This window comes from Azonexus sp. (assembly GCF_047638095.1).
GTDB lineage: Bacteria > Pseudomonadota > Gammaproteobacteria > Burkholderiales > Rhodocyclaceae > Azonexus.
Window position 1 is genome coordinate 23215 of the sequence record NZ_JBLJBW010000012.1, and the last position, 19488, is coordinate 42702.

At 58.5% G+C, this 19488-nt stretch carries 17 protein-coding genes; 12 read left to right on the plus strand and 5 right to left on the minus strand.

What is annotated here, in order from left to right; all coding sequences use genetic code 11:
* The first annotated feature begins 4 nt into the window (after positions 1–4).
* Entirely contained in the window at positions 5–775 is a 771-nt protein-coding gene (locus tag ACM62Q_RS04760) for an S-methyl-5'-thioinosine phosphorylase (RefSeq protein ID WP_415034108.1), read from the plus strand.
* Positions 776–873: 98 nt separating this feature from the next.
* On the opposite strand, the gene ACM62Q_RS04765 is transcribed toward ACM62Q_RS04760, so the two are convergent.
* Together ACM62Q_RS04765 and ACM62Q_RS04770 are read right to left on the minus strand one after the other, a co-directional pair.
* Positions 874–2406, minus strand: a complete 1533-nt coding sequence (locus ACM62Q_RS04765; protein WP_415034110.1) for a fumarate hydratase — start codon at positions 2404–2406, stop codon at positions 874–876.
* 14 nt (positions 2407–2420) lie between these two features.
* On the minus strand, positions 2421–2957 hold the full coding sequence (locus ACM62Q_RS04770; protein WP_415034112.1) for a TIGR00645 family protein: 537 nt from the start codon (positions 2955–2957) through the stop codon (positions 2421–2423).
* Between the two features lie 294 nt (positions 2958–3251).
* Between ACM62Q_RS04770 and acs the strand changes: the two genes are divergently transcribed.
* From acs to ACM62Q_RS04820, 10 genes are all read left to right on the plus strand, one after another.
* Entirely contained in the window at positions 3252–5216 is a 1965-nt protein-coding gene (gene acs, locus ACM62Q_RS04775) for an acetate--CoA ligase (protein ID WP_415034114.1), read from the plus strand.
* Positions 5217–5343: 127 nt separating this feature from the next.
* Complete coding sequence (locus tag ACM62Q_RS04780; RefSeq protein ID WP_415034115.1) at positions 5344–5538, plus strand: hypothetical protein; 195 nt, start codon at positions 5344–5346, stop codon at positions 5536–5538.
* Positions 5538–8249, plus strand: coding sequence for an ATP-binding protein (locus ACM62Q_RS04785; RefSeq protein WP_415034116.1), 2712 nt, complete (start codon positions 5538–5540; stop codon positions 8247–8249). The genes ACM62Q_RS04780 and ACM62Q_RS04785 overlap by 1 nt, the downstream gene beginning before the upstream one ends.
* Before the next feature lie 16 nt (positions 8250–8265).
* Positions 8266–8634 (plus strand): response regulator transcription factor, encoded by a 369-nt coding sequence (locus ACM62Q_RS04790; protein WP_415034118.1) that lies wholly within the window; start codon positions 8266–8268, stop codon positions 8632–8634.
* Positions 8635–8676: 42 nt separating this feature from the next.
* Positions 8677–10833, plus strand: a complete 2157-nt coding sequence (locus tag ACM62Q_RS04795; RefSeq protein ID WP_415034120.1) for an exonuclease domain-containing protein — start codon at positions 8677–8679, stop codon at positions 10831–10833.
* A gap of 53 nt (positions 10834–10886) precedes the next feature.
* A complete protein-coding gene (locus ACM62Q_RS04800) occupies positions 10887–12854 on the plus strand; it encodes a DUF294 nucleotidyltransferase-like domain-containing protein (protein WP_415034122.1) in 1968 nt (655 codons plus the stop codon).
* Between the two features lies 1 nt (position 12855).
* On the plus strand, positions 12856–13518 hold the full coding sequence (locus ACM62Q_RS04805) for a hypothetical protein (RefSeq protein ID WP_415034124.1): 663 nt from the start codon (positions 12856–12858) through the stop codon (positions 13516–13518).
* Between the two features lie 55 nt (positions 13519–13573).
* Positions 13574–15604 (plus strand): sodium:solute symporter family protein, encoded by a 2031-nt coding sequence (locus ACM62Q_RS04810; RefSeq protein WP_415034126.1) that lies wholly within the window; start codon positions 13574–13576, stop codon positions 15602–15604.
* Positions 15605–15614: 10 nt separating this feature from the next.
* Complete coding sequence (locus ACM62Q_RS04815; RefSeq protein ID WP_415034128.1) at positions 15615–15875, plus strand: DUF4212 domain-containing protein; 261 nt, start codon at positions 15615–15617, stop codon at positions 15873–15875.
* A gap of 17 nt (positions 15876–15892) precedes the next feature.
* The gene (locus ACM62Q_RS04820; RefSeq protein ID WP_415034130.1) at positions 15893–16189 is read left to right on the plus strand and encodes a hypothetical protein; all 297 of its coding nucleotides are present in this window, start codon (positions 15893–15895) and stop codon (positions 16187–16189) included.
* Positions 16190–16281: 92 nt separating this feature from the next.
* Here ACM62Q_RS04820 and ACM62Q_RS04825 read toward each other — a convergent pair whose 3' ends face one another.
* Both ACM62Q_RS04825 and ACM62Q_RS04830 read right to left on the minus strand, forming a co-directional pair.
* A complete protein-coding gene (locus ACM62Q_RS04825; protein WP_415034132.1) occupies positions 16282–16605 on the minus strand; it encodes a hypothetical protein in 324 nt (107 codons plus the stop codon).
* Between the two features lie 70 nt (positions 16606–16675).
* On the minus strand, positions 16676–16831 hold the full coding sequence (locus ACM62Q_RS04830; RefSeq protein ID WP_415034134.1) for a hypothetical protein: 156 nt from the start codon (positions 16829–16831) through the stop codon (positions 16676–16678).
* Positions 16832–17046: 215 nt separating this feature from the next.
* On the opposite strand from ACM62Q_RS04830, the gene ACM62Q_RS04835 reads away from it, so the two are divergent.
* Positions 17047–18504, plus strand: coding sequence for a DEAD/DEAH box helicase (locus ACM62Q_RS04835; RefSeq protein ID WP_415034136.1), 1458 nt, complete (start codon positions 17047–17049; stop codon positions 18502–18504).
* A gap of 169 nt (positions 18505–18673) precedes the next feature.
* Here the strand turns inward: ACM62Q_RS04835 and ACM62Q_RS04840 are convergent, their stop codons facing one another.
* Positions 18674–19459 (minus strand): PP2C family protein-serine/threonine phosphatase, encoded by a 786-nt coding sequence (locus ACM62Q_RS04840; RefSeq protein ID WP_415034138.1) that lies wholly within the window; start codon positions 19457–19459, stop codon positions 18674–18676.
* Positions 19460–19488: the final 29 nt, after the last annotated feature.

A 19488-nucleotide genomic window follows, 5' to 3' on the forward strand; every position in this document is an offset into this window, starting at 1 on the left:
ATGCATGCTTGCAATCATTGGCGGCAGCGGCCTGACCACCTTGTCCAATCTCGACGTCTCGCATCGCGAAGTGGTGCGCACGCCCTATGGCGAGCCTTCCGGCGCGCTGGTGTTCGGCCAGATCTGTGGCCACGCGGCGGTGTTTTTGCCGCGCCACGGCTACGGTCACACCATTGCGCCGCATATGGTGAATTATCGGGCCAATATCTGGGCGCTGCAGCAGGCCGGCGTCAGCGGCATCATTTCGGTGGCTTCTGTGGGCAGTATCCGCGCCGATCTCGATCCGGGCGATTTGATCATTCCAGATCAGATCATCGATTACACCTGGGGTCGCCAGTCTACTTTTTTCGATGGCCCTGGCGCGCCGGTGCGCCACGTCGATTTCACCTTCCCTTACGATGCGGATTTGTCCCGTCGGATCATCGCTTCGGCAAAAAAACTCGCCATCGAATTACATGTGGGTGGCATTTATGCCGCTACCCAGGGGCCGCGCCTGGAAACGGCGGCGGAAATTAACCGCTACCAAAACGACGGCGCCGACGTGGTCGGCATGACCGGCATGCCGGAAGCCGTGCTGGCGCGTGAGATGGAGATTCCTTACGCCGCCATCAATCTCGTTGCCAACCACGCCGCCGGCCGCGGCAGCAGTCAGGAAGGTATCCATTTCGAGAGCCTGGAACAGGTGCTGCGCGAAGCCATGGGCCGCGTGCGCAGCATCATCGAAGGCACCGTGGGATGCAGCGATGCCTGCCCGAGCATGGGTATGTCGGTATAAGGCAGGCGCTCAGCTTTTATGCGCCGCCAGCTTGCGGCGGCAATAAAAAACCGGCCGCAAGGCCGGTTTTTTGTGGGTATGGGTTTTACTTGGTCGACTCAGCCTTTGAGCGGAATTTTGCCAATCTTGATTTGCCATTCTTTCGGCCCGGTTTCATGCACGCTGCTGCCGGTAGAGTCGACCGCGACGGTGACGGGCATGTCCTCGACGTCGAATTCGTAAATGGCTTCCATGCCCAGATCGGCGAAGCCGACGACCTTGGCCGCCTTGATCGCCTTCGAGACGAGATAGGCCGCACCGCCCACCGCCATGAGATAGGCCGATTGGTTGTCTTTGATGGCTTCAATGGCGACCGGGCCGCGCTCGGACTTGCCGACCATGGAAATGAGGCCGGTTTTTTCCAGCATCATGCGGGTGAATTTGTCCATGCGGGTGGCGGTGGTGGGGCCGGCGGGGCCGACCACTTCATCGCGTACCGGGTCCACCGGGCCGACGTAGTAAATCACGCGGTTGGTGAAATCGACCGGTAGTTTTTCGCCCTTGGCCAGCATGTCGGCGATGCGTTTATGCGCCGCATCGCGCCCGGTGAGTAGCTTGCCGTTGAGGAGCAGTTTCTGGCCGGGTTTCCAGGCGGCGACTTCGGCCTTGGTGAGTGTATCGAGGTTGACGCGGGTGGCCGATTTCAGATCCGGCGTCCAGGTCACGGCCGGCCAATCTTCCAGCTTCGGCGTGGGCAGCACGGCGGGGCCGGAGCCATCGAGCGTGAAATGACAGTGCCGCGTGGCGGCGCAGTTGGGAATCATGGCAATCGGCAAAGAAGCCGCATGCGTGGGGTAATCCATGATTTTCACGTCGAGCACGGTGGTGAGGCCGCCCAGGCCTTGCGCGCCAATGCCAAGTGCGTTGACCTTTTCGTAGAGTTCCAGGCGCAGTTTTTCCACGCTGCTGAGTTCAGCGCCGGATTGCTGCTTGGCGATCAGGTCTTGAATATCCACCGGCGCCATCAGGGATTCCTTGGCGAGCAACATGGCTTTTTCCGGCGTGCCGCCGATGCCGATGCCAAGAATGCCCGGCGGACACCAGCCAGCCCCCATTTCGGGCAGCGTTTTGAGTACCCAATCGACGACCGAATCGGAGGGGTTGAGCGCGTAAAACTTAGTTTTGTTTTCCGAGCCGCCGCCCTTGGCCGCGCAAATGACGTCCACCGTGTCGCCGTCGACGATGTCGAAATGCACGACGGCCGGGGTGTTGTCCTTGGAGTTTTTGCGCCCGCCGGCGGGGTCGACCAGCACGGAAGCGCGCAAGGGGTTGTCCGGGTTCATGTAAGCGCGGCGCACCCCTTCGTTGATCATCTCGTGCACGCTCATGGTGGCGTCCGGCCAGCTGACACCCATGCCGATTTTGATGAAGACGACGCCGATGCCGGTGTCTTGGCAGATCGGGCGGTGGCCTTCGGCGGACATGCGCGAGTTGGTGAGAATCTGCGCAATCGCATCCTTGGCGGCAGGCGATTCTTCACGCTCGTAAGCCTCGCCCAGCGCCTTGATGTAGTCGAGCGGGTGGTAATAGCTGATGTACTGGAAAGCGTCCGCGACGGACTGAATGAGATCTTCTTGCTTGATGGCTGCCATGGTGGTCTCCGTTTTTAGTGGTGTTTGTTGTGTTGCAGGATGAGGGTCTGGGTCATGACCTTGTCGACCAGGGCCATGATCAGCGCGGAAAAAAGGAAGACGAGGTGAATCGCAACCTGCCACTTGAGCGTATGTTCGCTGACGTTGGCGGCATTGATGAAGCTCTTCAAAAGGTGGATCGACGAAATACCGATAATCGCCGTCGATAATTTGATTTTGAGCACGCCGGCATTGACGTGCGACAACCACTCCGGCTGGTCTGGATGTTGATCCAGGTCGAGACGGGAAACAAAAGTTTCATAGCCGCCGACGATGACCATGACGAGCAGGTTGGCAATCATCACCACATCGATCAGGCCCAGCACCAGCAGCATCACTTCGGTTTCGCTGAAATGGGCGCTGTCAAAAGCCTGGTGCACCAAATGGCTGAGTTCGACCATGAACAGCCAGCAATAAACGATTTGCGCGACGATCAGACCGAGATAGAGCGGTGCTTGAATCCAGCGGCTGGAAAAAATCAGCCGTTCCATGGGGGAGATGACAGATTTCATGGTGCTGCGTTGAAAAGTAAGGCGCGCAGTTTAGCACGCGGAGTGCGCCGGATTTTGGCGTGCCCGCCGGGTTTGAATGCCTTCGCTCAAGTAGGGCAATACAGCGTCAATGCTGCGCCGCAGCGTGATTTCGTAAGGGCTTTGTAAGAATATCGTCGTGTAATGAGCCCCGGCCACCGACGCGGAGGGTTGTTCGTTCGGTGGGAGCGGTTTATTTGTGCCGGGAGGTTTTTCTCCCGGTTCGATCGGTTGTTTCAATCAACATAATTGCGAAGTGCCGCAGAGGAGAAAAATATGTCGAATGAGTCCGTGCAGTTCTACTATCCGTCCGAAGAGATTGTGAAGAACGCAGCGGTTTCCGGGATGGACGCCTACAAGGCGCTGTGCGCGGAAGCGGAAGCCGACTACGAAGGCTACTGGGGCAAGCGCGCCCTGGAAATGGTGAGCTGGAAAGAGCCCTTTACCAAGGTGCTGGATGAATCCAATGCGCCGTTCTACAAGTGGTTTACCGGCGGCAAGCTGAACGTTTCGTACAACTGCCTGGATCGCCAGATCGAAGCGGGTAAGGGCGACAAGGTCGCCATCATCTTCGAAGCCGACAACGGCGACGTGACCAAGGTCACCTACAAGGAATTGCTGGCCAAAGTTTGCAAAATGGCCAACCTGTTGAAGAGCAAGGGCGTCAAGAAGGGCGACCGGGTCGTCATTTACCTGCCGATGACGATCGAAGGCATCGTCGCCATGCAGGCTTGCGCCCGCATCGGCGCTACCCACTCGGTGGTGTTCGGCGGCTTCTCCTCGCAATCCCTGCGCGATCGTATCAACGATGCCGGCGCCGTCATGCTGATTACTGCCGACGGCCAGTTCCGCGGCGGCAAAGCCATTCCGCTGAAGCCGATTGCCGATGAAGCCTTCGCGCTGGGCGGCTGCGATTCCTGCAAAAACGTCATCGTCTTCAAGCGCACCGGTGCCGAAGTCAATATGGTGGCCGGGCGCGATTCCTGGCTGCACGACGGTCTGGAAGGCCAGCCGGAAACCTGCGATCCGGAATGGGTCGAGGCCGAGCATCCGCTCTTCCTGCTCTACACCTCCGGTTCCACCGGCAAGCCGAAGGGCGTTCAGCACTCCACCGGCGGCTACCTGCTGCATGCCGTGCTGACCATGAAGTACACCTTCGATATCAAAGATAGCGACGTTTTCTGGTGTACCGCCGACATCGGCTGGGTCACCGGTCACACCTACATCACCTACGGTCCCTTGGCCTGCGGCGCGACCGAAATCGTTTTCGAAGGCGTGCCGACCTTCCCGAACGCCGGTCGTTTCTGGAAGATGATCCAGGATCACAAGGCCACCGTGTTCTACACCGCGCCGACCGCTATCCGTTCGCTGATCAAGATGTCCGAAGCCGATGCCGCCGTGCATCCGAAGAGCTACAACCTGTCGTCGCTGCGCATCCTGGGTTCGGTCGGCGAGCCGATCAACCCGGCGGCCTGGACCTGGTATTACGAAAACGTCGGCGGTTCGCGCTGCCCCATCGTCGATACCTTCTGGCAGACCGAAACCGGCGGTCACATGATCACCCCGCTGCCGGGCGCGACGCCGATGGTGCCGGGTTCCTGCACCCTGCCTTTCCCGGGTATCCAGTTCGCCGTGGTCGATGAGACCGGTGCTGAATTGCCGTGGGGCCAGGGCGGTATCCTGGTCTGCAAGAAGCCGTGGCCGTCGATGATCCGCACCATCTGGAACGACGACGAACGCTTCGTCAAGTCCTACTTCCCGGCCGACTTCCAGGGCAAACTTTACCTGGCGGGTGACGGTGCCATCCGCGATGCCAATACCGGTTACTTCACCATTACCGGGCGTATCGACGACGTGCTCAACGTTTCCGGTCACCGCATGGGCACCATGGAAATCGAATCGGCGCTGGTCGCCAACCCGCTGGTGGCCGAGGCTGCCGTGGTGGGCCGTCCGGACGATCTGACCGGTGAAGCCATCGTTGCCTTCGTGGTGCTCAAGGGTGCCCGTCCGACCGATCCGGAAGCCACCAAGAAGCTGGTCAAGGAACTGGCCGACTGGGTGGGCAAGGAAATCGGCCCGATCGCCAAGCCCAAAGATATTCGCTTTGGTGACAACCTGCCCAAGACCCGTTCCGGCAAGATCATGCGTCGCCTCTTGCGCGGCCTGGCCAAGGGTGAGGAACTCACGCAAGACACCTCGACTCTGGAAAACCCGGCCATTCTGGAGCAGTTGCGCGGCTAAGCATTATCAGGGCGAGAGGAGACGAAGAACCGCCGATGTAGCGGTTCGCATGTAGTCGAATGACTGCAGGCCCCAATGGCTGGTGCGCATTGCGTACCAGCCATTTTTCTTAGCGAAGGGGGGTGTGATGCGCCGTAGTAGTCCAACACGACAACGCCTGACGGCGCTGGGGCTGTGCGCTGCCGTTTTGCTGACCTATCCGCTCTTGGGTTTGGCGCAAGGTCAGTGGGCCGACTGGCCGGCGGTGGTGCTTTATTTGTTCGGCGTCTGGGCGCTGGTGATTGCCCTGGCTGCCATGATTGCCGAAAGCCGGGGGCGCTGATGTTATCCGGCACCCTGGTGGCATTTTTGTCGGTGCTCTATCTGGGCGCTTTGTTTGCCATTGCCCGGTTTGGCGATGCCCGCGCCGATGCTGGCCGCTCCATCATTTCTGCCAATGTTTACGCCTTGTCGCTGGCGGTGTATTGCACCTCGTGGACGTTTTTCGGCAGCGTCGGGCGAGCGACCTCGGGTGGGCTGTCTTTTTTGACGATTTATCTTGGCCCGACCCTGATGCTCCTGTGTGTGGGTGTGTTGGTCAAAATGTTGCGTATTGCCAAGGCGCAGCGCATTACCACGATCGCCGATTTCATCGCGGCGCGCTATGGCAAAAGCGCCTGGCTGGCCGGCCTGGTGACGGTGATTGCAGTGGTCGGCGTGGTGCCTTACATCGCTTTGCAGCTGAAAGCGGTGGCCGCCAGCCTGGAGGTTTTGTTCGATCAACCCGGGCAGGCCGTGCGAGTGGCGGGGATCGATTCCACCCTGCTGGTGGCGGCAGTGCTGGCGGCCTTTACGATCTTGTTCGGCACGCGCCACCTCGATGCCACGGAGCGTCATGAGGGCATGGTGGCCGCGGTGGCCTTTGAATCCCTGGTCAAATTACTGGCTTTTCTGGCGGTCGGGTTATTTGTCACCTACGGCATGTATGACGGTTTTACCGATCTTTTTACCCGCGCCGCCCAGCATCCGGAATTGCAGGCCTTGCTCACGCCACAAACCCCCAAACCGAGTGCCTGGGCGGCGATGATTGTGCTCTCGGCTCTGGCGATCATTTTTTTGCCGCGTCAGTTTCAGGTATTGGTGGTGGAAAACGTCGATGAGTCGCATTTGAAACGGGCGGTGTGGTTGTTTCCGCTGTATTTGCTGCTCATCAATATTTTCGTTTTGCCGGTAGCCTTGGGTGGCCTGTTGCATTTTGGCGGCGGGGTGAATCCGGATGTTTTCGTGCTCACCTTGCCGCTGGCAGAAAAAGCCGAGGCCCTGGCGCTTTTTGTTTTCATCGGCGGTTTGTCGGCCGCCACCGGCATGGTCATCGTGGAAACCATCGCACTGTCGACGATGATGTGTAACGACCTGGTCATGCCTATTTTGCTGCGTTCGCACTGGTTGCACCCGGAGCGTCGCCCGGATTTGTCCGGCCTGCTCATCGGTATCCGGCGTCTGGCCATCGTGCTGGTGTTGTTACTGGGCTATGTTTATTTCAAGGCGGCCGGCGAAGCGCACGCCCTGGTGGGTATTGGCCTGATTTCCTTCGCCGCCGTGGCGCAATTCGCGCCGGCTTTGTTTGGCGGCATGTACTGGAAGCAGGGGACACGCGCCGGCGCGCTGGCCGGCTTGCTGACCGGCTTTGCGGTGTGGCTCTACACCTTGCTCTTGCCGGCGTTTGCCAAATCAGGCTGGATCGATGCTGCCTTTTTGACACAGGGTTTATTTGGTATCGAGTTGCTGCGCGCCCAGGCTTTATTTGGTTTGAGCGGTTTAGACGAGATTTCGCATTGCTTATGGTGGAGCCTGCTGGCCAATCTTCTGGCCTATGTCACGGTGTCGCTGATGAGCGAGGCTGATGCCATGGAAGTGCGTCAGGCGGAATCTTTTGTCGATGTTTTTCGCCATGCCTGGCAAACACCGGGCAGCCGGGCGTGGCGGGGGAATGCTTCACTCGCCGAGATTGCTGGCCTGTTGGAGCGTTTTTTGGGGCCGCTGCGGGCGCACATGCAGTTGCAGGTTTATGCGCGCGCGCGTGGTGTTGCCGAATGGCGCAGTCTGGTGCCGGATGCTTCTTTCGTCGAGTTTGCTGAAAATGAGCTGGCCGGGGCGATTGGCTCGGCCAGTGCGCGCGCCATGGTGGCGAGCGTGGTGCGCGAAGAAGACCTGGGGCTGGAAGAAGTGTTCGAGATTCTCGACGAAGCCAGTCAGATTCGCGCCTATAGTCGCGAGCTGGAAGATAAACAGCGGGCGCTGGAGGCAGCGACTGCCGAATTACGCGCCGCCAACGAACGCTTGCGCGAGCTGGACCGGATGAAGGACGATTTCATCTCTACGGTGACGCACGAATTACGCACGCCGTTGACCTCGATTCGCGCCCTGTCGGAAATGCTGCACGAAGACCCGGAGCTGGAATTGGCGCAGCGCAAACGTTTTCTCGGCATCATCGTCAGCGAAACCGAGCGCCTGACGCGTCTCATCAATCAGGTGCTGGACATGGCCAAGCTCGAATCCGGGCGGGCCGAATGGTCGCCCACCGTGGTTGCGGTAGATCAGGTGGTGGCTGAGAGTATTGCTGCGCTGGAGCCCTTGTATCGCGATAAAGGCGTGCGTTTGACGCAGCAGATCGCCACGGGCTTGCCCGGTGTATTGGCCGATCGTGATCGTTTGATGCAGGTGGTGGTGAATTTGCTGTCAAATGCGGTGAAGTTTGTCGCCGCGCAGAACGGGGTGGTCGAGGTCGATGTCCGCGCCGACAAGGGCATGGTGCGTGTGGCGGTGGCCGATAACGGTCCGGGGCTGACGGCAGAAGAATGTCGCAGCGTTTTCGAGAAATTTCGCCAAGGCGGAAATACGCTCACGGATAAACCGCAGGGTACGGGTTTGGGACTGCCGATCAGTCGGCAGATCGTCGAACACTTTGGTGGTAAGCTCTCGGTGGAAAGTGCGCCGGGAGCAGGTGCCACCTTCGTTTTCACGATTCCTGCAGAGGTTTCGGAAGCACAATAACTGGAGACTAAAAAAGATGGTTCAAAAAATATTGATCGTCGACGATGAGCCGAATATCGTCATTTCCCTGGAATTTCTCATCAAAAAAGAGGGTTTTGCGGTCGCTGTGGCGAACGATGGGGAAGAAGCCTTGAGCAAGGTGGCGGAGTTTGCCCCCGATTTGATTTTGCTCGATGTGATGATGCCGAAAAAATCCGGTTTTGAAGTCTGCGAAGCGCTGCGTGCCGACCCGGCGCAGGCGGGGCTGAAAATCATCATGCTCACCGCCAAAGGGCGTGATACCGAAATGGCCAAGGGTTTGGCCTTGGGGGCCGATGCTTATATGACCAAACCTTTTTCCACCAAGGATTTGATCGGGCGTATCCGCGATGTGCTGGCGGCCTGATGTGCAGCCGCTGCCGTTTTCCTTCTTTTTTGATGCCACACCATGAAAGCTAAAGCCCGTTTCCTGCTGGCGATTGCCGTGCTCGGCCTACTCATGACCGGCCCCTTCATGATTACCGTGCTACTCGTTTGGGTGGGGATGGAGGAGGCCGAGCACCAGAAATTGCTCGATCTTTTACTGCCGCATCTGCCGGTGGGAATTTCCATGACGCTGTTCGGTTTTATTGTCGGCGTGGTCGTCTTGCACAAGTTGTTCAAGCAATATGTCGAAGGTTTGCTCGGCATGGCGGAGCAGTTGCACATGATGCTGGCGGCCAACCGGAATTTTCGCGTCAAACAAGAGGGGCCGCCGGAAGTCGAAAATCTGGCGAAGGCGGCGAATGATCTGGCGGCGCAGCGCGATGCCCTGCTCGACGATGTGGAATTGCGCATCGCCCAGGCCAATGCTTCGGTGGAAGAAGAAAAAAACCGTCTGGCGGCACTCATGTCGGAGTTGGCGCAGGCCGTGGTGGTATGCAATCTCGATGGCCGCATCCTGCTCTATAACAACCGCGCTCGCTTGCAGTTCAAGGCGCTGTCGCAAGGGCCGACTTCGGTGAGCGGCGGCACCTTGATCGGTTTGGGGCGCTCAATTTTTTCCATTCTGGAAAAAAGCCAGGTCGAGCATGCGCGCGAAATCATTTACCAGCGCCTGGCCAAGCATCAGAGCCCCTTGGCAAATTTCGTCACCACCACGCCCGGCGGGCAACTTTTGCGCATCCAGATGGTGCCGGTGTTTGCCGCCGGCAGCGAAGAGGCCGAGCGGGCCATGACCGGCTATGTGCTGACGGTGGATAACATCACGCGCACGCTGGAAGAAGAAGCGCGCCGCGATCACGCCCTGCATGCTTTAACCGAGGGCAGTCGGGCGGCGCTGGGCAGTATCCGTGCGGCGGTGGCCAACTTGATCGATTATCCGGATATGGATGCTGAACTGCGTGAGCGCTTCGTCAAGGTGGTGGATGACGAGGCCGCGCAGATGAGCCTGCGTCTGGACGAAACCATGAGCGAATTTTCTGATTCCGCGAAATCGCGCTGGCCGCTGGAGGACGTGCTGGCGGTCGATATCATCGGTGCCGCACAGCGACGGATCGAAAGCAAGCTCGATCTGGTGGTGCTGATCGAAGATGTCGATGACAGCCTGTGGATCAAAGCCGACAGTTTTTCCCTAGTGTTTGCGCTGACCTTCATTGCCGAGCGCCTGCTCGATCATTACCAGATCCGCGATTTGCGTTTTCGTACCAGCCGCGAAGGTAAATTGGTCTATCTTGATGCGATTTGGGTGGGGCAGGCAATTTCCTCGGAGACTTTTTATTCTTGGGAAATGGAAACCATGCAGGCCCTGGGCGAAACCTCGTCCTTGTCCTTACGCGATGTGATCGACCGGCACGGCGGCGAAATCTGGTATCAGCGCGAACGCGCCGCACACCGCGCGTATTTCCGCTTCGTTTTGCCGCTGGCGACACCTGGTGTGGAACTGGCCGATGAGCGGCGGGCCACGGGGCGGCCAGAATATTACGATTTCGATCTATTCAAATTTGAAGACAAATCCATCGACCTTGATCGTAAACTCTCGGAGCTTGCCTATACCGTTTTTGACACGGAAACCACCGGGCTGGAGCCGTCCAAGGGCGATGAAATCATCCAGATCGGTGCGGCGCGCATTGTCAATAACCGGCTTTTGCGCCAGGAGACCTTTAACCAGCTGGTCGACCCGGAAGGGCCGATTCCGCCGCAGGGTATTCCCATTCACGGCATCCGTGATGACATGGTGCGCGGTCAGCCCAATATCGACGTGGTTTTGCCCGCTTTCCACGCCTTTTGCGAAGACACTGTCCTGATTGCCCATAACGCGGCCTTCGATATGCGTTTTTTGCAGTTGAAGGAAGAGCGCACGGGGACCCGCTTTACCCAGCCGGTGCTCGATACCTTGCTCCTTTCGGCGGTGGTACATCCGCATCAGGAGTCGCACAAGCTCGATGTGATTCTGGAACGTCTGGGTATCCAGATCGATACCCGGCATAACGCACTGGAAGATGCTTTGGCGACCGGCGAGGTGTTTTTGAAATTACTGCCGCTCCTGGAGGAAATGGGGGTGGTCACCGTGCGCCAAGCCTTGGAGGCGGCAGAAAAAACCTATTTTGCACGGGTAAAATACTAATTTGAACAGCTTAGTCGTTTGATTCTTCAGAAATAAATAATAAAGGGATGTTTATGAGCACAGCACAAGAGGGCACGCACGAGACGAGTGCGCTCAGTGTCCGCCTGCAGCAAGAGGGGCAGCGCCGGGCAGTGGCCAGTACGGTGGCTTTTCTTTCGCGCCATGCGCCGTTCAACAAAATGGACGCGGCATCCTTGCAGTGGTTTGCGGAAAAAGCCCAGATCGTTTTTTACCCGGCCGGTAATCTCATCGTTGGGGCGGATTCCGGCAATGTGCGTTATTTTTATTTGATCGAATCCGGCAAGGTGCAGGCGCGTCAGGCAGGTGAGGTGGTGGTGACGGAGTACTCCATCCTCAGTCACGGCCCGGGCGAGAGCTTTCCCATCGGTGCGGTAACCGCCGGGCGGCCCTCGACCAATGATTACACGGCGCTGGAAGACAGCTTTTGTTATTTGCTGCCGGCCGAAGATTATTTGGTGTTGATGGCGAAAAGCCCGGAGTTCAACCTCTTTTGCACGCAATACATCGCCAGTCTGCTCGATCAGTCGCGCCGCCAGTTGCAGGCGCAATTTGCGCAAAAGGCGAGCGAACAGCAAACGCTCAATTCGCCCCTGTCCGGCATCGGAACCCGCAGTCCACTGGCGGTGCTGCCGGAAACGCCGCTGCGCGAAGCTTTTCAGGCGATGTCGCAAGCCAATGTCGGCTCGGTGATCGTGGTCGATACACAGAAAAAACCGCAGGGCATTTTCACCCGTAGCGATTTGCTCGATCGCGTGGTGCTCGCCGAATTGCCTTTGACTACGGCGATTCGTGAGGCGATGTCGGCCACACCCGCCACCCTGAACGAACACGCCACGGCCTACGATGCCATGCTGCTCATGGCCAAGGAGGGCATCCGCCATGTCCTCATCACTGACCATGCTGGTGCTTTGAGCGGCATTGTGTCCGAGCGCGACTTGTTCGCCCTGCAGCGCGTGGGGCTGCGCCAGATTCGTCAGACCATCGAGGCCGCCTCCGATGTGGACGCCCTGAAAACCGCAGCTGCCGATGTGCGCCAGTTGTCCTTCAACATGCTGGCGCAGGGCATAGGGGCGGAGCAGTTGACGCAGTTCATTTCCGCCTTGAATGACGCGCTGACGCGGCGCGTGTTGCAGCTCAATCTGGAGCGCCACGATTTTTCCGGTATCGACTGGTGCTGGCTGGCCTTCGGTTCAGAAGGGCGCGATGAGCAAACTTTCAGCACCGACCAGGATAACGGCATCGTCTATCAGGTGCCGGTGGGCGAAGATCAAGCGAGCTTGAAAGCACGGCTCCTGGCCTTCGCTTTGGATGTGAATAAGGCGCTCGACCAGATTGGTTTCCCGCTGTGCAAGGGCGACATCATGGCGAGCAATCCGCAGTGGTGTCTGACGCTGGATGAATGGCGCAGCCAATTCACCGAATGGATCCGCGTGCCGGAACCGGTGGCGCTCTTGAATGCCAGCATTTTTTTCGATTTTCGCCCGCTGTATGGCAAGGTCGAGCTGGCCGACAGTATGCGCCGCCACCTCTTGCATCAGGCACAGGCGATGCCGGTTTTTCTGCAGGCGATGGCGCGCAATGCGCTCGACGTGGCCCCGCCGCTGGGCAAAATCCGCGATTTCCTCACCGATCTGGAACCCGATGCGCCCGGTAAAATCGACCTGAAAAAATACGGTTCGCGGATTTTTGTCGATGTGGCGCGCATCTACGCGCTCTCGGCCGGGGTGCATAGCACCAATACCTTGCAGCGTCTGCGTTTGTCGGCGCAGAAAATGAACATTCGCGGCGATGAAATCAATGCCGTGCTCGATGGTTTGAATTTCATCCAGTTTTTGCGCCTGCAACATCAACATCTGCACGGCGAGCCGGGGCGCCAGGGGGATAACCTGATCGACCCGGAAAAGTTGAACGAGCTCGATCGCCGTATTCTGAAAGAATCTTTCCGTCAGGCACGCAAAATCCAGTCGCGCCTGAAACTGGATTATCAGGTGAATCACTGACATGTTCGGCATCAAGAAAATTTTTTCTGCGACGCCCGATGTGGCGAGTTTGCCCGCCGACGTACAGGCGACGCTGGCCGATTGGCAGGGGCGGGTGGTCGATGATCTGGAATCCACCCATTTTCTGACCCGTTACGTGGTGCTCGATGTCGTCACCGACGGCCCGGACCCCGAGCGCAACCGCTTGACCGGCCTGGCGGCGACTGAAGTGCATCGTGGCGTGCTGGTGCCAGCGCGCAGCGTTTATCTCGATCTTTCAAAGCAGGAAGATGCGGCAGACAAGGCCCGCGGTTTGGCAGCCTTTTTGCAGTTCATCGGCAAAGCGCCGCTGGTGGTGTTTTACGCGGCCCACGTCGGCGGTTTTTTACTGCCGGCGCTGCGCCAGCAATTAGGCCTGTCTTTCCAGCCGCGTTGGGTGGATCTGGCCTGGCTGCTGCCGGCCTTGTTTGCAGAAAAAAACCATCAACCGATGCCGCTTGATGACTGGCTGGAGGTTTTTGGGCTGGATCTGGGCGAGGGGCGGCGTAGTCCCAATGAAAACTGTCTGGCCTTGGCACGGATTTTTCAAATGTTGGTGGTGCGGGCGCACAGCAAGGGCATCGATACGGTGGCGGAATTGATCGATGAATCTCGGGCGAGCAGCCATTTGCGGCGCAGTCATTAAGCGCGCACGACGGTGATTTTCCTGCCCGACATTTCATTCAAGGCGGCGTGATCTCGTGCAACTGACACGGCTGCAGCGTTACTACCTCTATTACACCGGGGTTTTTCTGCTGTTTACCGGTTTTTTGGCGGTGCTGGAAAACCATGGCATGCCGCCGCGCTGGATCGGCTATGCGTTTTTGGTGTTTACCGTGTCGATGTACGCCACGATCGGCGTCTTCAGCCGGACCTCCGATGTTTCCGAATACTATGTCGCGGGCCGGCGTGTGCCGGCTTTTTTCAATGGCATGGCGACGGGTGCCGATTGGATGAGCGCGGCCTCTTTCATGGGGCTGGCCGGCACCTTGTATTTGCAGGGGTTTCAAGGATTGGCCTACATCGTTGGCTGGACTGGCGGTTTTGTCCTGGTGGCCTTGTTGCTGGCGCCCTATTTGCGCCGTTTCGGTCAATTCACCATTCCGGATTTTCTCAGCGCCCGTTATGGCGGCAATGCGGTGCGTTTGATTGCCGTGTTCGCGGCGATTCTGGCTTCTTTCGTCTATGTCGTGGCACAGATTTACGGCGTCGGTGTGATCACCAGCCGCTTTGTCAGCCTGCAGTTTGAAATTGGTGTTTTCGTCGGTCTGGCGGGGATTTTGGTGTGCTCCTTTTTGGGCGGGATGCGGGCGATTACTTGGACGCAGGTGGCGCAATACCTGATTTTGATTGTTGCTTATCTGACGCCGGTCGCCATTCTTTCCTACAAGGTGACCGGAGTGCCGGTGCCGCAAGTGGTGTATGGCGGCGTGCTGCAGCAGGTGACGGCGCTGGAAACTGAATTATTTGCCGCGCCGGCCGAAGCCAAGGTGCGTGACCTGTATCGGGAGCGGGCCGCAATTTTTGCTGAAAAAATCCAGAAACTGCCGCATTCCTTGCAGGAAGAAAGCGCCTATTACGCCGCCGAGGTCGAGCGCGTGCGGGCCAGTGACGCACAGATGCGCGAAGTGGTGGCGCTGGAGCGACAGCGCCGCGAACTGCCGAAAACCCCGGAAGAAGCAAAAATACATTGGGAGCGCGCGCAGCGCGATGCGCTGGCGCGCAGCCAGATGCCGCGTCCGCACGCGGAGGCTTTTCCCGGTGAGAGTGCGGCGGAACGCAATGTGTTGCGCAACAATTTTCTTGCCCTGGTGTTCTGCCTGACCATAGGCACGGCGGCCTTGCCGCATGTGCTGATGCGTTACTACACTACGCCCAGCGTGGCGCAGGCACGTCAATCGGTGTTCTGGTCGCTCTTGTTTATCGGCATCTTGTACGTCACCGCGCCGGCTTACGCTGTATTCGCCAAGTTCGAAGTGCTGTCCAATCTGGTTGGTATTCCCATCGCCAAATTGCCCGGCTGGGTGATGGCCTGGGCGAAAATCGGCTTGATTACCTTCGAGGACATCAATGGCGATGGCCTGCTGCAATTCGCCGAACTGTCGCTCAACCCGGACGTGATCGTGCTGGCAACCCCGGAAATCGCCGGTATGCCCTATGTGGTTTCCGGTTTGGTGGCGGCGGGCGGTTTGGCGGCCGCTTTATCTACGGCAGACGGTTTGTTGCTGACGATTACCAGCGCCTTGTCGCACGATGTGTATTTCCGCGTGTTTCGCCCGCAGTCTTCGACCCAATTTCGTTTGGTCATCGCCAAAATTCTGCTTTTGGTGGTGGCCTTGATGGCCGCGCTGGTGGCCGCCCAAAAACCAGGGACGATTTTATCGATGGTGGCCTGGGCCTTTTCCATCGCTGGTGCGGCGCTCTTTCCGGCCTTGGTGCTGGGGATTTTCTGGGTACGCGCGACGCGCGCCGGGGCGATTGCCAGCATGTTGGTGGGTTTGAGCCTGACCCTGTATTACATCGCCCGCATGGAATTCGGCGGACACGCCTGGTTGGGCTTGGGGGAGGAAATGCTGGGGCCGTGGTTTGATCTGCATTCCACTTCTGCCGGCGTGTTCGGCATTGTGGCGGGCTTTGCCACCCACCTTGTCGTCAGTCTGCTGACCCCGGCCAATCCGGAAACCGCTGAGTTTCTCGCTTGTGTGCGCCAACCCGGCGAGCGTGGCGTTTAGGGGGCGATTGATGACAAAAAATACAACGCGTGTTTCGGTGTATTGGCAGCAAACGCGCCGTTTGACCGGGGGTTTGTTGCTCCTGTGGTGTGTGTTGACCTTTGGCATGATCTTTTTTGCCCGTGAATTAAATACTTTGACGGGTTTTGGTTTTCCGCTCGGATTCTATTTTGCGGCGCAAGGCGGGTTTTTCTGCTACCTCGGTATCGTGGTGTATTACAACCGCAAAATGCAGGCCTTGGACGATGCCCATGGCGGGGCAGCCGGGTAGGCGCTGTGGCGTAGGACATGGCGACGCTTTCGTCTGCGCTGTTGTTTTTTATATCGGCCTGGCGCGCCATACTCGAAATGCTGGGTTGGGCGCTTTTGGCGCAAGCCGCACTGGCTTTACTGGCCGGTCGGGCGCGCGCGGATAATCTGATGTACCAGCTCTTTGCCTTAATTACCCGCGGGCCGCGCCACGCTTGCGGCAAGCTTTTGCCGGGGCCGCGCCGCCCTTGGGGGGAAGGCGTGCTGTGTTTCCTGCTGCTTTTGGTGGCCTGGCTCGGTTTGGCGTTTTGGCGTTTGCATCTGCTCGCCTCTTGAGATGCCCGGGAGGCAAGCTGTTTACGGTGCTTGAAAAAACGCCTGAGTTTACCGAGCAGGATCGATGCGGCGCTGTTGCTGTCGGGTGGGCTTTAATCGCGCAGTTGGTCGAGCGCTGCCGCCAGTTGGTGTGCGTTTTCGCTCAGTTCCGGCAGGAGTAAATCAGCGGCATCGCCCAGGCCGTTTTGGCTGAGCGTGGTGATTTCATTGGCCAGGGCATGAAAACGTAGGTGCAGGGCGATCAGTTCGGGCGGCGCATTGTGCGCTTCGAGGGCCCCGGCCAGGGTGCAGCTGCGGTGCTCCGACAAAGGCATGTCGGCGTAGTTGCCGCCGGCAAACGCATTGAAGAATTGCCGCCGCCACTTGCCGTGCAAATGAATGGTTTCTTCGATCTGGCTCGATTTGAATTTGGCCACGCTGCGCGCTCCCCGGGGCTGGCGGTTGAGTTCTGATGCGCCATATTATGCCGCAGCGGGCCTCTTCTCTTCAATGTGCGCCATTGCGCCGCCAGCAGGCGGGGATTTCGAAATGTGACAAATCCGGTTGCGGGGCATTGAAAATAGCGTGCGCGCGGGCCAGACGTTCTTGTTCGGCGGCGTTGACTCCGACCAGGGCAGTGAACCATTTTTGTAGACTTTCCATGTTATCTCTCCTCAAGTATCGCGCCGTACCAGGCTCGGGTTTTTTGCCATCCGTGAGCAAGTTGCGCACAAACTGGTTAAAAACACAGTGTTTGCAAGCTTAAGCGTTAGCTGTGTTTTTGTACAGTGTTTTATTTTTAATAGCTCGTTTTGGCTCAAACTGGGTGCGAAAAAACCATAAAAAAACAAGCCTTGGCGCGCGTATAATTGCGCCCCATGTTAGAAAATACGACTCCTGACGCTGCCTTGGCGGCACCCGAAACCACGTTTTCCGATCTGGGCTTGGCGCCCGAATTGTTACGTGCCTTAAACGATCTTGGTTACAGCAAACCCACGCCGATTCAGGCAAAGGCGATTCCTTTAGTGGTGGCGGGCCAGGACATCATGGGCGGGGCGCAAACCGGCACGGGAAAAACCGCTGCCTTTACGCTGCCCATTTTGCAGCGCATTTTGCCCTTTGCCAGCAGCAGCCCATCGCCCGCCCGCCACCCGGTGCGCGCCCTGATTCTTGCGCCGACGCGTGAATTGGCCTTGCAGGTCTATGAGTCGGTGGTGGCCTACAGCAAACATACTTCTTTGCGCGCCATGTGTGCTTTTGGCGGCGTGGATATCAAACCGCAAATTGCTGAATTGAAAAAAGGTGTGGAGATTTTGGTGGCGACGCCGGGGCGTTTGCTCGACCATGTGGAATCGAAAAGTGTCAGCTTCAATTCGGTGCAGGCGCTCGTGCTCGACGAGGCCGATCGCATGCTGGACATGGGTTTCATCCCGGATGTGACGCGCATTCTCAAAATGCTGCCGGCGCAGCGCCAGAGCCTGCTGTTTTCGGCGACTTTTTCCGACGACATCAAAAAGCTCGCCGACAGCATGTTGCACAACCCGGTGCTGGTGGAAGTGGCGCGGCGCAATCAGGTTTCCGAAACCATCACCCATCGCGTGCATCCGGTGTCGGAGTGGGGTAAGCGCGGTTTGCTGATCAAGCTTTTGAAATCAGGCGATATTCGCCAGTGCATCGTGTTCATGCGCACCAAGCAGGGTTGCTCGCGCCTGTCGCGCGAATTGCAGCGGGCCGGCATTCATGCCGACGCGATTCACGGCGACAAGAGCCAGCTTGAACGCATCAAGGCGCTCGATGCCTTCAAGGCGGGCGGCACGCAAGCCCTGGTGGCGACTGACGTGGCGGCGCGCGGCCTGGATATCGATGATCTGCCCTACGTCATCAATTATGAATTGCCGCACGTGCCGGAAGACTACGTGCACCGTATCGGGCGTACCGGCCGTGCTGGGCGGCAAGGCAATGCGATTTCGCTGGTCAGCGCGCACGAGGTTGGCTATTTGGTCGAGATCGAAAAACTGATCAAACGCCCCATCGAGCAAATCGAAATTGCCGGTTTTGAAGCGGAAGCCGAGTATGAATATCCGCCGGGCAACAAGAAAAAGCGCCCGCCGCCCTTGCGCGCTCCGCTGGTCGAAAAACCCGTCCGCCCCGTGCGTAAAGGGCGGCGCGACGCAATGATCGCCGCCGACGGTTTCGATTTCAGCAAACCTTACGAGCCGCAAAGCAGCCTGGGCGCGGGGACGGACGCTGCCCCGGCAACAGTGAAAAATGTGCTGACCAAACCGCGCAAAGTGGTGGCCGCGCTCTTGGGCGGGATGGGGCGAAAAGCAGGTTAAATCCGAAGGCGTATTGATTTGAATCGATAGGCTTTTAAGCTAAGGCTCAGGGTGCCAGGCAGCATGAGCGTTAGATTAGGCCCTCTCTGAACACAGCCCCGTCCGGGTTAATTTCGTGCGCGCTTGCGATAGGGCCGGGACGCACGCTTTTACGCTTTGCTGTAGGGCTTCAGGGATTCCCGTGTTTCGCGCTACTGGCGGGTTTTTTTGCGACGTCCTGCAAACGGATCACCGCCAAAGATAAATTGTCGCCGCTGCCGTTGGCGCGTTCGCGCGCCAGGCGGATGATTTTCTGGCAGGCTTCGCGCGCTGAATGCTCGTTTAGCAGGTATCCTAATTCATCGTCGCTGAAATAGGCCCAGATGCCGTCGGAACAGAGCATGAAATTGTCGCCGGCAGCAGGAAGGTGGTTTTCGGAAAAATCGAAGCGTGGCGCATCCTGCCCGCCCAGGGAAGTCATCAGCACGTTGCGGTTGGGGTGGGTGAGCGCCTGTAGCGGGGTGATGCGCCCGCTGGCGATGAGGTGCTCGACGTAAGAGTGATCGACGGTGCGCGTTTGCAGGCGTGCGCCGTGAAAATGATAGAGACGGCTGTCGCCGCAGTAACCCCAGGTGGCGCGCCCCGGTTGCAGCACCATGGCGACCGCCGTGCTGTGCGGGTCTTTTTCGTTGATGAAGCGCGAGGCTTTGATCATGGTGTGCGCTTCCTGCATGCTGTGTTCCAGCAGATAACGCGGGTTTTCTTCGCCTGGTGAGAAATGTTCGAGGTTGCTGCGTGCCGTGTGCACCACCTGTTCTGCCGCCAGTGCGCCGCCGGTGTGCCCGCCCATGCCGTCGGCCACGATGGCGAGCAAAACGCCTTTATGGCGTGGGTGCGGCAAGATGGCGACACGGTCTTGCTGTTCTTTGCGATCCCCTTGGTGCTGGGCGGCGCAGGCGTCGATGGTGAGTGGCATGGCATTCCCTAGTGGAGGGCGAATACTAA

What these genes read in the sequence shown, in the direction of transcription:
- ACM62Q_RS04770 (WP_415034112.1), bottom strand. Translation starts at nt 2,957, where the DNA reads ATGAAATCTGTCATCTCCCCCATGGAACGGCTGATTTTTTCCAGCCGC.
- ACM62Q_RS04830 (WP_415034134.1), bottom strand. Translation starts at nt 16,831, where the DNA reads ATGGAAAGTCTACAAAAATGGTTCACTGCCCTGGTCGGAGTCAACGCC.
- ACM62Q_RS04760 (WP_415034108.1), top strand. Translation starts at nt 5, where the DNA reads ATGCTTGCAATCATTGGCGGCAGCGGCCTGACCACCTTGTCCAATCTC.
- ACM62Q_RS04790 (WP_415034118.1), top strand. Translation starts at nt 8,266, where the DNA reads ATGGTTCAAAAAATATTGATCGTCGACGATGAGCCGAATATCGTCATT.
- ACM62Q_RS04805 (WP_415034124.1), top strand. Translation starts at nt 12,856, where the DNA reads ATGTTCGGCATCAAGAAAATTTTTTCTGCGACGCCCGATGTGGCGAGT.
- ACM62Q_RS04795 (WP_415034120.1), top strand. Translation starts at nt 8,677, where the DNA reads ATGAAAGCTAAAGCCCGTTTCCTGCTGGCGATTGCCGTGCTCGGCCTA.
- ACM62Q_RS04780 (WP_415034115.1), top strand. Translation starts at nt 5,344, where the DNA reads ATGCGCCGTAGTAGTCCAACACGACAACGCCTGACGGCGCTGGGGCTG.
- ACM62Q_RS04765 (WP_415034110.1), bottom strand. Translation starts at nt 2,406, where the DNA reads ATGGCAGCCATCAAGCAAGAAGATCTCATTCAGTCCGTCGCGGACGCT.
- ACM62Q_RS04835 (WP_415034136.1), top strand. Translation starts at nt 17,047, where the DNA reads ATGTTAGAAAATACGACTCCTGACGCTGCCTTGGCGGCACCCGAAACC.
- ACM62Q_RS04840 (WP_415034138.1), bottom strand. Translation starts at nt 19,459, where the DNA reads ATGCCACTCACCATCGACGCCTGCGCCGCCCAGCACCAAGGGGATCGC.
- ACM62Q_RS04785 (WP_415034116.1), top strand. Translation starts at nt 5,538, where the DNA reads ATGTTATCCGGCACCCTGGTGGCATTTTTGTCGGTGCTCTATCTGGGC.
- ACM62Q_RS04800 (WP_415034122.1), top strand. Translation starts at nt 10,887, where the DNA reads ATGAGCACAGCACAAGAGGGCACGCACGAGACGAGTGCGCTCAGTGTC.
- acs (WP_415034114.1), top strand. Translation starts at nt 3,252, where the DNA reads ATGTCGAATGAGTCCGTGCAGTTCTACTATCCGTCCGAAGAGATTGTG.
- ACM62Q_RS04820 (WP_415034130.1), top strand. Translation starts at nt 15,893, where the DNA reads ATGGCGACGCTTTCGTCTGCGCTGTTGTTTTTTATATCGGCCTGGCGC.
- ACM62Q_RS04815 (WP_415034128.1), top strand. Translation starts at nt 15,615, where the DNA reads ATGACAAAAAATACAACGCGTGTTTCGGTGTATTGGCAGCAAACGCGC.